Origin of the sequence: Marinomonas sp. SBI8L (genome assembly GCF_001624705.1) — a bacterium.
Lineage (GTDB): Bacteria > Pseudomonadota > Gammaproteobacteria > Pseudomonadales > Marinomonadaceae > Marinomonas.
Genome location: NZ_JSEO01000015.1, coordinates 94,384 through 108,880, shown reverse-complemented (window position 1 = coordinate 108,880; position 14,497 = coordinate 94,384). Strand labels below are relative to the sequence as shown.

Here is a 14,497-nt window from a genome sequence, read left to right as displayed (position 1 = left end):
ATGGCAGTACAAAAAAGTAAAGTGACTCGTTCACGTCGCGGCCAACGCCGTTCTCATGATGCATTGACTGGTGCAGCTTTATCTGTAGAACAAGCTACAGGTGAAACTCATCGTCGTCACCACATCTCTGCAGACGGTTTTTACCGTGGTCGTCAAGTTATTACACCAAAAGGTGAGTAACTAGATACCCGTATGATTAGGGTAGCTATTGACGCTATGGGCGGGGACTTAGGTCCCTGCATTGCATTTGAATGTGCAAATAACCTCCTTTCAAAATACTCTGATATTGAGATTCAGCTCTATTATCATGAGTCTAGCTCTTGTAAAAACAACTCAACGAACCCATATCTATCAAAGTTCACCAAAGGTGCATCATCACGTTTAACTTTAGTTAATTGTCTTGATTATTATCGTGTGGATGAAGAGTTAGAGCGAAGTTTATTTAAACGAAAAGACGCTAGCTTATATCAAGCTTTATTAAGTATGAAGCAAGGTCGAAGTGATGTAGTGGTGACCTGTGGTAATACAGGGGTTATGGTTGCTTTAGCGCGTTATTTATTGGGGTTGATTAGGCCTAAGTTATATCCGGCTTTGATGAGAGAGCTTAGTGTTAAACCATTACGTTGCCTTGTAGATCTTGGTGCTAATGTGCATTGCCCGGCAAGTATGCTGTGCGGTTTTGCCGAACTTGGCTCGGCCTATGTTGAAGAAATGGGCAAAGAGACAGCGAAAGTTGGTTTGCTCAATGTTGGTGTTGAAGCAAGTAAAGGTAGCAACATAGTAAAACAGGTGGATAATTTACTTTCTAAAAGAGAGTGGCCGAACTACCTTGGATACGCTGAAGGGCATGAGCTTTTTACTGGCGATAAAAATGTCATAGTGTGTGATGGCATGGTGGGGAATGCTGTATTAAAAGCGTCAGAGGGTTTGTTGCACTTTTTGATGGGAAAAACAGCGCAATTGAAGGATTCGAATCAAGTACTTGAGTCTTTTTACCAAAGTGAGCGAAGGCATGGGGCTTGTCTCGTGGGAGTTCGTGGCAATTTGGTAAAAAGTCATGGGGATTCAGATGTGCCTGCCATGATGGGGGCGGTTGAATACGGAATTGATATAGCGCGAACTCAACTATCTAAAAAAATTGAGGCGCGATTGACTAGAGAGGAAATCGAATGAAAAACGAATTAGCTTTTGTCTTTCCAGGACAAGGTTCTCAGCAATTGGGTATGTTGGCAGATCTTGCAGAAACTCATAGTGTCATTGAAGAAACATTTGCTGAAGCATCTGAGGTGCTAGGTTACGATCTTTGGGCACTTGTACAAAATGATGCTGATAAATTGAATCAGACAGATAAAACTCAACCAGCCTTACTAACAGCAAGTGTTGCTTTGTGGCGTTTGTGGCAACAACAAGGTGGTGCGCAACCAGCTTATGTTGCAGGTCATAGTTTGGGTGAGTATTCAGCTTTAGTATGTGCAGGTGTAATGGCATTTGCTGATGCAGTAAACCTAGTTCGTTTACGTGGTGAATACATGCAGCAAGCGGTTCCTGCAGGTGAAGGTGCAATGGCTGCGATTATTGGTCTTGCTGACGATCAAGTTGTTGCAGCATGTGAAGGTATTGAGGGCGTTGTTAGCGCTGTTAATTTCAATTCACCTGGCCAAGTTGTGATTGCAGGGCATGTGGCGCCAGTAGAGGCTGCAATGGCTGCAGCAAAAGAAGCGGGTGCTAAGCGAGCTTTGCCACTACCAGTGAGTGTCCCTTCTCACTGTGAATTGATGATTCCGGCAGGCGAAAAACTTGCACTTGATTTAGAAAAAATTGAATTTAATGCACCTAATTTCACTTTGATTCAGAACGTTACAGCAAAAGCAGAGTCTGATCCTGCTAAATTGAAAGCGAATCTTTTAGCGCAATTAAGTGAGCCAGTTCTATGGACTCAAACTGTGGCTTTATTGTCTGACTTAGGTGTTACAGAGACATTGGAATGCGGTCCAGGAAAAGTATTGTCAGGTCTTAATAAGCGTATTGTTAAGGGCCTAAGTGCGGCAACAATTGCTGACCTTGCCAGCTTTGACGCAGCAATTTCAAAAAATTAATAATTGCTATTTTGAGTGTTTATGAATATAAACACTCCATATAACAACAATTTAAAAATTACGATAAGTAAACGACGGAGACAGTAATGAGTCTTGAAGGCAAAATAGCCCTAGTAACAGGTGCTACGCGCGGAATAGGTAAAGCGATTGCTTTGTTGCTTGGTCAACAAGGTGCAACGGTTATCGGTACGGCAACAAGCGAATCAGGTGCGCAAAGCATTTCTGATTACCTTGCTGACGCTGGTAATGCGGGTAAAGGCTATGTTTTAGATGTTGCAGATGCAGACTCAGTAACTGAAGTGGTTAAGGCCATTACAGCAGACTTTGCGGCGCCAACTATTCTAGTTAATAATGCTGGTATTACTCGTGATAACCTAATGTTGCGTATGAAAGAAGATGAGTGGGACTCTGTAATTAACACCAACCTATCTTCTGTATATCGTGTAACCAAAGCTTGTATGCGTGGTATGACAAAAGCAAAATTTGGCCGTGTAATTAGCATCAGTTCAGTTGTTGGCTCTATGGGTAACCCAGGTCAGGCGAACTATTCTGCTGCAAAAGCTGGCTTAGAAGGCTTTAGTCGTTCTTTAGCTTCTGAGATTGCATCACGTGGCATCACAGTAAACTGTGTAGCTCCAGGCTTTATCGAAACAGATATGACTAAGGTATTACCAGAAGAGCATAAAGCCGCTTTGACTGAAAAAGTCCCAGCGTCTCGTCTTGGTCAACCTGAAGAAATTGCGGCTGCAGTCGCATTTTTAGCATCTGAAGGTGCTTCATATATTACGGGTGAAACAATACATGTTAATGGCGGCATGTATATGGCGTAATTTGAGTTGAATTTTCTAACGATATCAACGAAAATAGCCATCCGGTTCATCTTGAGAATCACGTCGTAAAGACGGTTATACATTTTTATAAAGCTCAAATGAGCTAACAATGAGTAGAGTAGGAACTTCTAATGAGTAGCATTGAAGAACGCGTTAAAAAAATTGTTTGTGAACAACTTGGTGTTAAAGAAGAGGAAGTAGTTGCAACTGCTTCTTTCGTTGATGACCTAGGTGCAGATTCTCTAGACACAGTTGAGCTAGTAATGGCTTTGGAAGAGGAATTCGACACTGAAATCCCTGATGAAGAAGCTGAGAAAATTACCACAGTTCAGGCTGCGAATGATTACATCAACGCAAACCTGTAATTTGGTAAACTGAGTTTTTGGAGAAGCCGCTTGTCTTGTGCATAGCGGCTTTTCTTTTCTATAGCCCTTTTTAATAAACCCTCAGGGGTTGGGCGTACTTTTGGAGGAAGGATATGTCTCGTCGTCGTGTTGTTGTCACAGGTATGGGAATGGTTACCCCTTTGGGCAGCAATGTGAAAGATACGTGGGATAACGTATTGGAAGGAAAAAGTGGTGTATCTGACATTGATCTTTTTGATGCCTCGCAATTTTCTACACGCTTTGCTGCACAGGTAAAAGACTTCGATGTTGCTCAATACATGACAGCAAAAGAAGCACGTAAGATGGACCTCTTCATTCAATATGGCATGGCTGCTTCTATGCAGGCTTTAGATGATGCCGCACTTTTGAGTGATGATTTAGACTATAACCGAGTAGGCTGTGCAATAGGTTCTGGCATTGGTGGGCTTCCCATGATTGAAAAAAATGTGGAACTACTAAATAAGTCAGGCCCAAAACGAATTTCTCCTTTTTTTGTGCCAGGGGCAATCATTAATATGATCTCTGGACATGTTGCTATCAAATTTGGCTTTAAAGGACCAAACATATCAATCGTTACGGCTTGTACAACAGGTACGCACAATATTGGTATGGCAGGGCGTATGATCTCATATGGGGATGCAGACGTTATGATAGCGGGCGGTGCTGAAATGGCGATTACCCAGTTGGGAATTGGTGGTTTTGGCGCTGCAAGGGCATTATCTACACGCAATGATGACCCTAAAACAGCGAGTCGCCCTTGGGACAAAGACCGTGATGGCTTTGTCATGGGAGATGGTGCTGGCATATTAGTACTTGAAGAATATGAGCATGCTAAAGCCCGTGGTGCGAAAATTTATGCAGAGCTAGCTGGTTTTGGTATGAGTGATGATGCGCATCATATGACAGCGCCCCCTGAGTCTGGTATTGGTGCATTGTCTGCTATGTCTGCAGCATTAAAAGATGCCAAGTTAGAAGCGGCGGATGTGGATTACATTAATGCACATGGTACATCAACGCCAGCAGGTGATTTAGCCGAAACCAATGCCGTTAAATCCTTGATGGGTCCTGCTGCATCTGATGTGGCTATTAGCTCTACAAAATCCATGATAGGGCATTTGTTAGGCGCTTCTGGTGCTGTTGAGTCAATTTTTTCAGTGTTAGCAATTCGCGATCAACTGGCGCCACCGACGATAAACTTAGAAAACCCAGGTGAAGGATGTGATTTGAATTATGTCCCACATACACCGCAAAAGCGTCGTATTGATGTTGTTCTAAATAACTCATTTGGCTTTGGTGGAACGAATGGGTCGCTAGTGTTTAGTAAAGTATAGTGATTTCGTTAAGTATAAAAATAGGAGCAAGTGCTCCTATTTTTGTATCTTAAAGCTAAGCTGACCAGTTCAGTTAAAACAGATTTAGTGAGTGGTATTTGAATTATTTGTATCTAATTCTTGTCGCAAAGACTTGATTTGCTCATTTAAGTCCACATTAATGCCTTGGTTATCGAGTTGATACAAACGATCTTCTAGCTCCTGGTAAAAGCTAAGTTCTTCATCGCCAAGAAAATGTAAGCACTCGCCACCGATAAACCAAAGTAATTCGCGACGTACCAAAGGTACTAAGTTTGCGTAACAACGAATAAATCGAGACAAGATTTCTTGAGCGTCAAAACTGTAATCAGCCGCTTGATTTTCTATGTCCTGAAATAACTGATCCATTTTTTCGATTAGATCGGCTTCTTCTTCGTTTAAGGGTGTTTGATCAAAAGGGAAGTGCTCAGACATTCTACTTTTTAGATCTTTGAATGCATTCAATATGAAATCGTTACGAGAATCCACGTAATAGCCTTTTACAGTTAAATGTTCATGCCAGCCCAATGCTGGCAAAGATGAGTAATTATGACATATGCAATAGAAATTAGTGACTTAAAAAAACGTTATGATAATGGTTTTGAGGCCCTTAAAGGGGTTGACCTCAAAGTAGAGAAAGGGGATTTCTTTGCGCTACTAGGCCCGAATGGCGCAGGTAAATCCACAACCATAGGTATTCTTTGTTCTTTAGTGAATAAAAGTCAGGGTAAGGTCTCAATCTTTGGTGTTGATATCGATAAAGATTTTGCAGGTGCAAAACAATTTTTAGGTGTAGTGCCGCAAGAATTCAATTTTAATGTTTTTGAAACGCCTTTTAATATCATAGTTACTCAGGCAGGATTTTACGGTATTCCTTATGATGTCGCAGCGCCTAGGGCTGAAAAGTATTTAAAGCAGCTTGGATTATGGGAAAAACGCAATAATCCTTCTATGCAGCTTTCAGGTGGTATGAAGCGTCGTCTAATGATAGCAAGAGCGCTAATACATGAGCCTCAAGTTCTGATATTAGATGAGCCAACCGCTGGTGTTGATATTGAACTGCGTCGTTCAATGTGGGAGTTCATAAAAGAGCTAAATGATAATGGTACAACTATCATTTTGACAACTCACTATCTAGAAGAAGCAGAGCAGCTGTGTCGCAATATTGCCATCATTAATAAAGGCGAAATTGTTGAAAATACCAGTGTGAAGTCTCTGCTGAAAACACTTAGCCAAGAAACCTTTATTTTAGATTTGGCTACAAATATTGAATCCAACGTCAGTATTGATGGTTTTACCGTTAAAACACTGGCTGATGGTCACTCTATTGAAGTTGAGATTAACAAAGGCCAATCCATTAATGACATCTTTGTCGCATTGAATGAGCAAGGCTTGCAAGTGCAAAGTATGCGTAACAAATCAAACCGCTTAGAAGAGCTGTTTGTGAAGCTAACCAAGGGATAATTTAACACATGAAAAATACACAAATATTGGTGGCTTTCTTAACAATTGTTAGAAGAGAAATCCGTCGCTTTATGCGGATTTGGCCACAGACCTTATTACCGCCCGCAATTACCATGACTTTGTACTTTGCTATTTTTGGTAACCTAATTGGTTCACGTATTGGTGAGATGGGTGGCTTTAGCTATATGCAGTATATAGTGCCTGGTTTGATAATGATGTCTATCATTACTAACTCCTACGCCAATGTATCAGCATCATTTTACTCAGCTAAGTTTCAGCATAATGTACAAGAATTATTAGTTTCACCAACACCAAACTGGATTATTCTAATGGGATATGTGGTTGGTGGCGTTACTCGTGGTTTGTTTGTTGGCTTTATCGTGACACTTTTATCGCTCTTCTTCACGGATATGCACCTTGAAAATCTACTGATTACAGTTTTGGTAGTCTTCTTAACGGCTGTATTGTTTTCCTTGGGTGGTTTTGTAAATGCAGTATATGCAAAGAGTTTTGATGATATTTCAATCATCCCAACTTTTGTTTTAGTGCCTTTAACTTACCTTGGTGGCGTATTTTATTCGATTGATTTACTGCCAAGTTTTTGGCAAAACATGTCACTTCTGAATCCTGTTTTATACATGGTGAATGCTTTTCGTTTCGGTGTTCTTGGTGTGTCTGACATTAATGTAGGTTATGCCATTGTCATTATTCTGGCTTTTATCGCTGTTTTATTCACCTATGCGCTACGTTTATTGAATCGTGGGCATGGAATTAGAAGTTAATAGCAGCATAAGCAAGAAGCGAAAACTGCTGCTACAAAAAACGTTTTATTAGAATATTTCAACATTGTTAAGAGTTAAGTGAGGCTGTTATGGGTGCGTTACCGCTAGGTCAAAAAACCGAATACATTTCTGAGTATTCTGCAGAATTGTTATTCCCAATTGCCAGAGTCGATAAATGGCAAGAAATGGGTATAGAGTCTGAGCGCCTACCATTTTTTGGTGAAGATATTTGGAATGCTTATGAAGTATCTTGGTTAAACAGCAAAGGTAAGCCAATTGTTGCAATTGCTGAATTTAGGTTGCCCCATGACTCGCCAAATATTATTGAGTCAAAGTCTTTTAAACTGTATTTAAACTCATTAAATCAAATGCGTTATGAATCAGTTCAAGAGGTTGAGTCCATCTTGGTGAGAGATTTAAGTGCTGCTGCTGGTGCTGACGTTAGTGTTGTAATTCGTGATCTAGAAGCTATGCAAAACTTGGTTATTCAAACTGCGGATTACTGCATTGATGACTTAGATGTAGAGGCAAGCATTTATCATCCGGATGCTAGCTTGTTAGCCTTGGACGAAGATGCGGAGCAAGTCGAAGAGAAAGTTGTTAGTCATTTACTTAAGTCAAATTGCCCTGTAACAAACCAGCCAGACTGGGGATCTGTATTTATCGAGTACCGTGGTGCTAAAATTTGTCATGAGAGCCTACTTAAATATGTTATCTCTTTTAGAGAGCACACCGATTTTCATGAGCAATGTGTAGAACGTATCTTCATTGATATCATGCAAAAATGTGCACCAGACTATTTAGTTGTTAATGCGCGTTACGTAAGGCGTGGCGGATTAGATATTAACCCTTACCGTGCTTCAGAGCCGTTAACTTTGGGTAATGAAAGACTAAGTCGTCAATAAGTTATGACTAAAAAAACCAGCTAATTAGCTGGTTTTTTGACACTTGAATAAATTATTACTCTCCATACATTTTCTTACTGTTTTCAATTTGTTTTTTTTCTAAATCAATAATTGCTAATTGAAGCCTATCTAGTTCTAGATTTTTACGATTAAATTCATTTCTTAGTTCTCCAGTTTCGTCCTGATCAATACTTGCTAATAGTTGTTGCTTAACTTGGCTATGCTCAGTAAGTAGTTGCTGATGAATATTTTCGAGTTGCTGAAACTTATTATTTACATCGTCACTACTGTCTCTTCCAAAATCAGGGTTAACTGTTTTAATTGTATTAAGCATTTCAGCATTATTTTTTCTAGCTGTTTCTAGCTCAGACTCTAATAAAGTGACACAAGTTTCAGACTCTTTTAATAGTCTTTCAAGAGTGTCTGATTCCTTTTGTTGTTCAAGTATCAAGCCCTGCATTATATCGTTTTCAGGAGGGTTAGATAGATGGTTTTTCATATCATCTACATGAGATTGCTGGTTTTTTGTTGACTCAATAAATGAGTTCGCAGCTGTTTTTTTTGCGATAGATAACTGTTTTTCTTTTTCTACTAACTTTTTACTCTTTTGTTCTATTTCTGATTTAAGTGAGTTAATGGAGAGGTTTGTTGTGTTTAGTTCATTTTCAAGTTGTAGGATAAGGTTGTCAGATTCTTTAATCAGCTGTTCAATCCGGCCAATTGCAATCTCTTGTGATCCGTCGAACTCTAATTCACTCGATTTTTCTGTGTTACTTAGCTTCTCTCTCAATAAATCAATCACGATTTCTTGTCGTTTAGCAATTTGATTTAAGGCGCTGATTTGTTTATTGGCCTTGTGCTTAGCATGATCTGAATTTATGTCAGTGGTGTCTTCTTGTTTGGAACTTATTATTTCATCAAATTCATTATTATGTTCCAAATTTTGTAGAGCTTGTTTTAGTTGGTTTACATTTTTTTCAGCGCTAGCAAGTGTTTGTTCTAAGTTGTTATGTTCTCTTTGTTTAACTTTTAATCGATTAAGGTTTTTTTCAAGTTTCTCAATCTGAATTAATAACTCTTTTTTAATTGCGCTTTGTGCTTTTTCTAACTCTTCTTTGAGTTTTAGTACCTCATTAGACTGATTTGCTTCTTCCATTAGTTTTGCAAGCTTCTTTTTCAGTGCTTTAGTTTCCTCATTTTCTTTGTTGGCGCTAAAAATATTCGTTAAAATTTTAGAAAGTTGCTGCTGCAAAATTTTATCTGTTTCAGCTTTGTCAGGAGTATCTAATACTCTTGATTCAGCTTTTAGAAGTGTCCCCCAGAGTTTAATGAGCATTACTTTCTTTGGGTCTTCTCTTAACTCTGTTTTAGAAAGAAGTTTTTTTGCAAACAAAATTTGATTCTGGATGAAGCGTTTTAAGTCTTTAAGGCTAGAATCATCTGATTGGTTGGTTTTTATGGCTTGTTCAGGTTGGTCGTCAGTGCTGACTGGATCTGTATTGCCAGAGGGTGTGTTTTCAGGTTCATTATCTTTTTCTAGACGCCTTTTAAACCATATCAATAAGCTGCCAGAAAACACTAACAAGGTGATAATTTCTATGAGTGTCCATACTAATAGCTTCATGTATAAAAGGGCGCCTGTAAAAATCGAATATATGAGTACTGTGTTTACTAGAGAAAGCTTTTCTAACTAACTCTTAAATCCACCATTGATTAAGTTAATTAACTGTAAAGTCACCTGTTAACTTAGTGTAAATTGTTTGCTTATCCATTTCCAAAATTCTCTATCCCTAATGAGGTAGATTATAACTTCATGCTAACATGAGTAAATTGAATTAATGTAAAGCAACTCAATGACTTACTTATTTAAGTATGGCCTAGGTAAAAAAATATGAAAGAATTTATCCAATTTATGCGTGAAAGAAGCTCTCAGAATGCATTGTTAGCGCCAGCACCGTCAAAAGATGAATGGCAAAACGTTTTAGAGGCAGCAAGTAGGGCTGCTGACCACGGTGCGATGAGGCCTTGGCGTTACCGTGTTTATTCAGGAAAAAGCTTGGATATTTTAGGTGAGTGTTATTGGCAGCACGCATTAGCAACTACACCTGAGATGCCAACAGCCAAAAAGGATAATTTCATCCAAAAAGCACATAGGGCACCTGCTGTTCTTGTGGTTACAGCGGCATTAGTGGAACATCCAAAAGTACCCGCTATTGAACAAACAATGGCTGTTTCAGCGGCTACCCAACAGGCTCTGCTTGGTCTTAACGCATTGGGTTATGGTGCCATTTGGCGTACTGGTCCTGTTGCTCATAGTGATTTAACGAAAGAGCTTTTAGGCATAGATGCACATCACCAAGTGATTGGCTTTATTTATGTGGGTACCCCTAAAGCAATCGAAAAAAGAGTGAAAGAAGTAGATCTAACTCAGCACCTAGAATGGTTTGATTGATCTTTGAACAAGGGGGAGTCAAAGCTGAATTTCTCCTAAAAAAGGGCTTGCGTTTCAATCACTTCGACATTAATATACGCGCACTCTTTGATAGGCGACGCCTTCAAAGTGGCCTGTGGTGAGCTGTCCGAGTGGCCGAAGGAGCACGCCTGGAAAGTGTGTATGTCGAAAGGCATCAAGAGTTCGAATCTCTTGCTCACCGCCATTATTCTAAAAAACCGCATCTTACGAGATGCGGTTTTTTTTCGTCTATAAAAAAGGCCTGAATGTTTGGTTAAAGTGTTCTTAAGTAAAGAGTGACTAAGATCGCTTTCTCTCGCCTTTCATTTCGAGTCTTTTATTCAGGTAAAAACTACTTAATCCTAAGCATGCAAATCCAATCATGGTAAATGCCATGGCGCTAATGGGGTTAAAGTTCAAAATCCCGATAATGCCACTGGCGATGATAGCGCCTAAAGTGTGGTAAACCCCGTATACAGAACTAATCACACCGACTTCTTTTATAGGGCTGGAAAAAGCACCTGCCAAAGCGTTAGGAAAGACCATTCTAGAAGAAAGCATAAGCAAGAACACATTAGCGCTCATGATAATAAGGTGGGGTCCGAATAGCTTTAAGCTCAAATAAATGCTCATACCTGTAAGTAACATTCCAATTAAAGCCCATAAAATGACTTGATTCGGGCTTAGATGCTTTAGCAACCAGTTATTAAAGAAGCAGCCAATAATGTAAGACAAGGTGATAAGCCCAGCAAGCCAGCCAAACTCAATCATGCTTAGCCCAAAGATATTAAGAAAGATGAACGGCGCAGACACCATATAGGTCACAGCACAACCAAAAGCGCAGAGCGTTGCTGTGCCATAAGTAAATACGTCTTTATCTTTTATTACGCGGATAAAGAGTCTGCAAAGATGCTTAGTCTCAATCACTTTAGGGTCAAGTTTTTGATTTGTTTCTGGAAGAAAGTAATAGGTAAGAGCTAATACAAAAAGCGTTAATAGAAGGAGTAGCTGAAAGATAATTTGCCATACATAAAAGCTAGAGAGATAAGCGCCAATCAATGGCGTAATAAAAGGCATCAAGGCAAACACCATATTAATGCTTGAGGCTGCTTTTGATAGCTCAACACCTGTAAACAAATCTTTTAAAACCGCTCTAGCGACTGGAATGCCTGATGCCATCCCTATACCTAAAATAAACCTGCCAATAAAAAACTGCCAGATAGATTGTGCGCTAAAGCAAATTACGGCGCCAATCGCACCAATCACTATGCCTAATAGAATGACCTTTCTACGGCCTTTAGCATCGGATAAAGGGCCAAAGATAATTTGTGCAAAAGCAAAACCAATAAAATAAGCCGTGACACTAAACTTCAGCATACTATCGCTAGTTTGAAAGTACTCAGTTAATAATGACAAGGCAGGCAAATAGGCATCAGCTGCAAACGGTGCCAAAGAACCAACGAGTATGAGTAAAACGAGAATATGGTTTTTCTTATCGACCGTAAGCAAGCGACTTCCTTTTTGCTAAATACAGGGAGGTTCCCTAGATAGTCAGATGCTAAAGGGTTGGCAGTTAAATGGATAGATGCACTAAACTAGTGGTCGCATTTTTGATGCTAAAAAATAAAGAATTAAGGACGATATATGATTTATCCAGCCTCATTGGAACAAGGAAGTGTTATTGCTGTTACCGCCTTTTCATCTGGAATAAATGATGCTGCAAAGATAAGGTACCAGCATGTAGTGACAGACTTAAAAGAGAAAGGTTATGTTATTATCGAAGGCAAGTGTCTGATGGGTAATAGCAAGCATGTTAGTGCACCTGCAGCACAAAGAGCAGATGAGTTAATGTCATTTTTACTAGATGACACTCTTGATGCTATTGCTGCGCCTTGGGGTGGTGAACTTGCCATGGAGATATTACCTTTTTTAGATTTTGACCGCTTAAAAGAGGCTAAGCCTAAGTGGCTCTTTGGCTTTTCAGATATTAGTACGCTCATGGTTGTTATAAGCTCAAAGCTAAATTGGGCCACGGCTCATAGTCCAAATTTAATGAACCTAGTGGCAAATGAAACCGAAACCTTAACCGCTAATTTTCTAACTAACATGGCGACAAAGCCAGGTGCAAGTTTTACTCAATATGCATCTCAAAAGCATACGGATAAATGGCCTGATAGCCGCATCAATCCTGCTGCTGTTTTAGAGCCTTATTTGAAAACAAACTGGCGTTGGTTAGTGCCTCCCCAAAACGGATCATGTTTAGAAGGGCGTTTAATAGGAGGTTGTTGGGATACCCTAATACATCTATTTGATACCCCTTACTTAGATTTGAAGCGTTATGCTAAAGAATGTGATGAAGGGGTAATTCTTTATTTAGAAAATGTCGAAATGTCACCTGCCGACTTGGTCCGAAGCATTCTCAGTATGAAGTTTAAAGGCGTTTTTACCCATCTTAAAGCCGTATTGCTTGGGCGCTCAGCATATTCAGATACTCAAGACAAAGATGATTTAACTTATCATGAAGTGATAAAGCGGCACTTATCTGATCTTGGTATTCCTGTGTTAATCGATATGGATATTGGCCATGTACCGCCAAACTTAACGTTAATTAATGGCGCACTAGCTAGGATAAGTTGCGAAGAAGGTAGTTGGAAACTCACCCAAAGTTTAACTTAATGTAAATTACTTTTAAGTTGTTTTTACTCTGGTTGAAGCTTTTATCAGAGGGCTTAATACCAATTTTTAAATCAGGGTTAAACTAAGACGAATCTGTTCTTAATTCAATTAGCTGAACTACACTTATCTTTGGTATTCTAATTAGCAAAGTAACAAAATGGATTCTTTTTTAGGGACAGTGATTTATAGGTGCTTGTTAGTGGTGCCATGTACTTGTTGGTAGAAATATGCTGAATCGAAAAGAGGAAGCACTTCTTAAAAAGCTTAAAAGAAGTGAACAAAGGTTAATTGCTGCGTACAAATTGGTAGCCTTAGGTACTTGGGATTGGGACCTTGTGACCAACGAGCAAGCTTGGTCTGATAAAACCTATGAAATTCTTGGGGTAGACTCAAGTGCTGAGGTAACACGAGAGTTATTTGAATCCTTATTGCACCCAGACGACCTTGACTATGTAAGAGAAAAACTAGAGCAGGGCATAGCACAAGAAGACGATATTACTTACGGATTCCGTATCCTCCGACCAAACGGGGAAGAGCGTTATATCTACTCCCACCTTACTTTTGAAAAAGATGCCCATGGTAAAAAAGTAAGAGTATTAGGTACAAACCAAGATATTACAGATCAAAAAAGAGCTGAACATGCATTGCGTGAAAGCGAAGAACGCCTTAAAGCCGCTCAGTCGTTAGTTAATCTAGGCTGCTGGGATTGGGATCTCAAGACAAATAAGCAAGTTTGGTCAAACGAAACCTATCGTATATTTGGAATAGATTCGGGTATAGAGCCAAGCCGTGAATTATTTGAAAACCTGATCCATCCCGATGATCTAGAGCGTACCCAGCTTGCAACACAAGAAGGAATAGAGGCAGGCATAGACTTCAACTTTGAGTTTAGAATCATCCTACCAAATGGCGTAGAGCGCTATATTTCAACCCATGTTGGTATTAAGTCCGATGATAAAGGAAATAGTATTCGCCTGTTGGGTACTAACCAAGATATTACAGAGCAAAAAGAGATTGAGTTGCGCATCATCCATCAAGCCTATCATGATCCTCTGACTCAGCTCCCAAACCGTATGAAGCTAAATCAAGAGCTAGAATCTCTATTAGAACAAGGTAAAGAAACAGGGAGTCCTTTTGCTATCTTGTGGGTGGATCTTGATTATTTTAAGCAAATTAATGATAACCACGGGCATCTAGCGGGCGATGCTGTTTTGCAAGAAGTGGCTAAAAGGCTAAATGCTCAAATACAGCGAGGTGATCTCGTGGCCAGAGTCGGTGGCGATGAATTTATCATCATGCTGCAAAGTGCGGGTAATGCACAAAAACTTAATACCTGTGCACAAAAGATACTAAAAGAATTCCAACAACCTATATTGTTTGAAAACCTATTACTCAAAGTGGGTACCAGTATAGGAGGGGCTATTTACCCACTTCATGGGCAGAGTGTTGAAGGCTTATTTAGAGCGGCAGACACTGCCTTGTATCAAGTGAAAGAAGGTGGACGAAATGCCTATACATTAGCTCAATTAGACAGTTGAGCTAATGAGAAAAGGGCAA

General features: G+C 39.7%; 15 protein-coding genes and 1 tRNA gene. 13 read left to right on the top strand and 3 right to left on the bottom strand.

Features of this window, described 5'->3' with window-relative positions; all coding sequences use genetic code 11:
- The 6 genes from rpmF (at window position 1) to fabF (ending at window position 4,643) form a co-directional block, all read left to right on the top strand.
- The gene (rpmF, locus tag OA91_RS19925; RefSeq protein ID WP_009831529.1) at window positions 1–180 is read left to right on the top strand and encodes a 50S ribosomal protein L32; all 180 of its coding nucleotides are present in this window, start codon (window positions 1–3) and stop codon (window positions 178–180) included.
- Between the two features lie 12 nt (window positions 181–192).
- Window positions 193–1,173: a fatty acid synthesis protein gene (locus OA91_RS19920; protein ID WP_063337682.1), complete on the top strand. Its 981-nt coding sequence runs from the start codon at window positions 193–195 to the stop codon at window positions 1,171–1,173.
- The gene (fabD, locus tag OA91_RS19915; protein ID WP_063337681.1) at window positions 1,170–2,096 is read left to right on the top strand and encodes an ACP S-malonyltransferase; all 927 of its coding nucleotides are present in this window, start codon (window positions 1,170–1,172) and stop codon (window positions 2,094–2,096) included. Before OA91_RS19920 ends, fabD begins: the two co-directional genes overlap by 4 nt.
- A gap of 86 nt (window positions 2,097–2,182) precedes the next feature.
- Window positions 2,183–2,926 (top strand): 3-oxoacyl-ACP reductase FabG, encoded by a 744-nt coding sequence (gene fabG / locus OA91_RS19910; protein WP_063337680.1) that lies wholly within the window; start codon window positions 2,183–2,185, stop codon window positions 2,924–2,926.
- A 131-nt stretch (window positions 2,927–3,057) separates the two neighbouring features.
- Window positions 3,058–3,291 carry an acyl carrier protein gene (gene acpP / locus OA91_RS19905; protein WP_046019785.1) on the top strand — a complete coding sequence of 78 codons (234 nt, stop codon included), beginning with the start codon at window positions 3,058–3,060 and terminating at the stop codon, window positions 3,289–3,291.
- 113 nt (window positions 3,292–3,404) lie between these two features.
- Window positions 3,405–4,643: a beta-ketoacyl-ACP synthase II gene (gene fabF / locus OA91_RS19900; RefSeq protein ID WP_063337679.1), complete on the top strand. Its 1,239-nt coding sequence runs from the start codon at window positions 3,405–3,407 to the stop codon at window positions 4,641–4,643.
- Between the two features lie 84 nt (window positions 4,644–4,727).
- Here the strand turns inward: fabF and OA91_RS19895 are convergent, their stop codons facing one another.
- Complete coding sequence (locus OA91_RS19895) at window positions 4,728–5,150, bottom strand: PA2817 family protein (RefSeq protein ID WP_046019787.1); 423 nt, start codon at window positions 5,148–5,150, stop codon at window positions 4,728–4,730.
- A gap of 60 nt (window positions 5,151–5,210) precedes the next feature.
- Between OA91_RS19895 and OA91_RS19890 the strand changes: the two genes are divergently transcribed.
- The 3 genes from OA91_RS19890 (at window position 5,211) to queF (ending at window position 7,812) form a co-directional block, all read left to right on the top strand.
- A complete protein-coding gene (locus OA91_RS19890; RefSeq protein WP_046019788.1) occupies window positions 5,211–6,125 on the top strand; it encodes an ABC transporter ATP-binding protein in 915 nt (304 codons plus the stop codon).
- Window positions 6,126–6,133: 8 nt separating this feature from the next.
- Window positions 6,134–6,907, top strand: coding sequence for an ABC transporter permease (locus tag OA91_RS19885; protein WP_046019789.1), 774 nt, complete (start codon window positions 6,134–6,136; stop codon window positions 6,905–6,907).
- Between the two features lie 89 nt (window positions 6,908–6,996).
- Window positions 6,997–7,812 (top strand): NADPH-dependent 7-cyano-7-deazaguanine reductase QueF, encoded by an 816-nt coding sequence (gene queF / locus OA91_RS19880; protein ID WP_063337678.1) that lies wholly within the window; start codon window positions 6,997–6,999, stop codon window positions 7,810–7,812.
- 55 nt (window positions 7,813–7,867) lie between these two features.
- On the opposite strand, the gene OA91_RS19875 is transcribed toward queF, so the two are convergent.
- A complete protein-coding gene (locus tag OA91_RS19875; protein WP_157203807.1) occupies window positions 7,868–9,397 on the bottom strand; it encodes a hypothetical protein in 1,530 nt (509 codons plus the stop codon).
- A 306-nt stretch (window positions 9,398–9,703) separates the two neighbouring features.
- On the opposite strand from OA91_RS19875, the gene OA91_RS19870 reads away from it, so the two are divergent.
- Both OA91_RS19870 and OA91_RS19865 read left to right on the top strand, forming a co-directional pair.
- A complete protein-coding gene (locus OA91_RS19870) occupies window positions 9,704–10,264 on the top strand; it encodes a nitroreductase family protein (protein WP_063337676.1) in 561 nt (186 codons plus the stop codon).
- 117 nt (window positions 10,265–10,381) lie between these two features.
- A tRNA-Ser gene (locus OA91_RS19865) sits at window positions 10,382–10,469 on the top strand.
- Between the two features lie 95 nt (window positions 10,470–10,564).
- Here the strand turns inward: OA91_RS19865 and OA91_RS19860 are convergent.
- Window positions 10,565–11,773: a Bcr/CflA family efflux MFS transporter gene (locus OA91_RS19860; protein WP_063337675.1), complete on the bottom strand. Its 1,209-nt coding sequence runs from the start codon at window positions 11,771–11,773 to the stop codon at window positions 10,565–10,567.
- A 135-nt stretch (window positions 11,774–11,908) separates the two neighbouring features.
- On the opposite strand from OA91_RS19860, the gene OA91_RS19855 reads away from it, so the two are divergent.
- On the top strand, window positions 11,909–12,940 hold the full coding sequence (locus OA91_RS19855; RefSeq protein ID WP_063337674.1) for a S66 family peptidase: 1,032 nt from the start codon (window positions 11,909–11,911) through the stop codon (window positions 12,938–12,940).
- Between the two features lie 227 nt (window positions 12,941–13,167).
- Window positions 13,168–14,478, top strand: coding sequence for a sensor domain-containing diguanylate cyclase (locus OA91_RS19850; protein ID WP_063337673.1), 1,311 nt, complete (start codon window positions 13,168–13,170; stop codon window positions 14,476–14,478).
- Window positions 14,479–14,497: the final 19 nt, after the last annotated feature.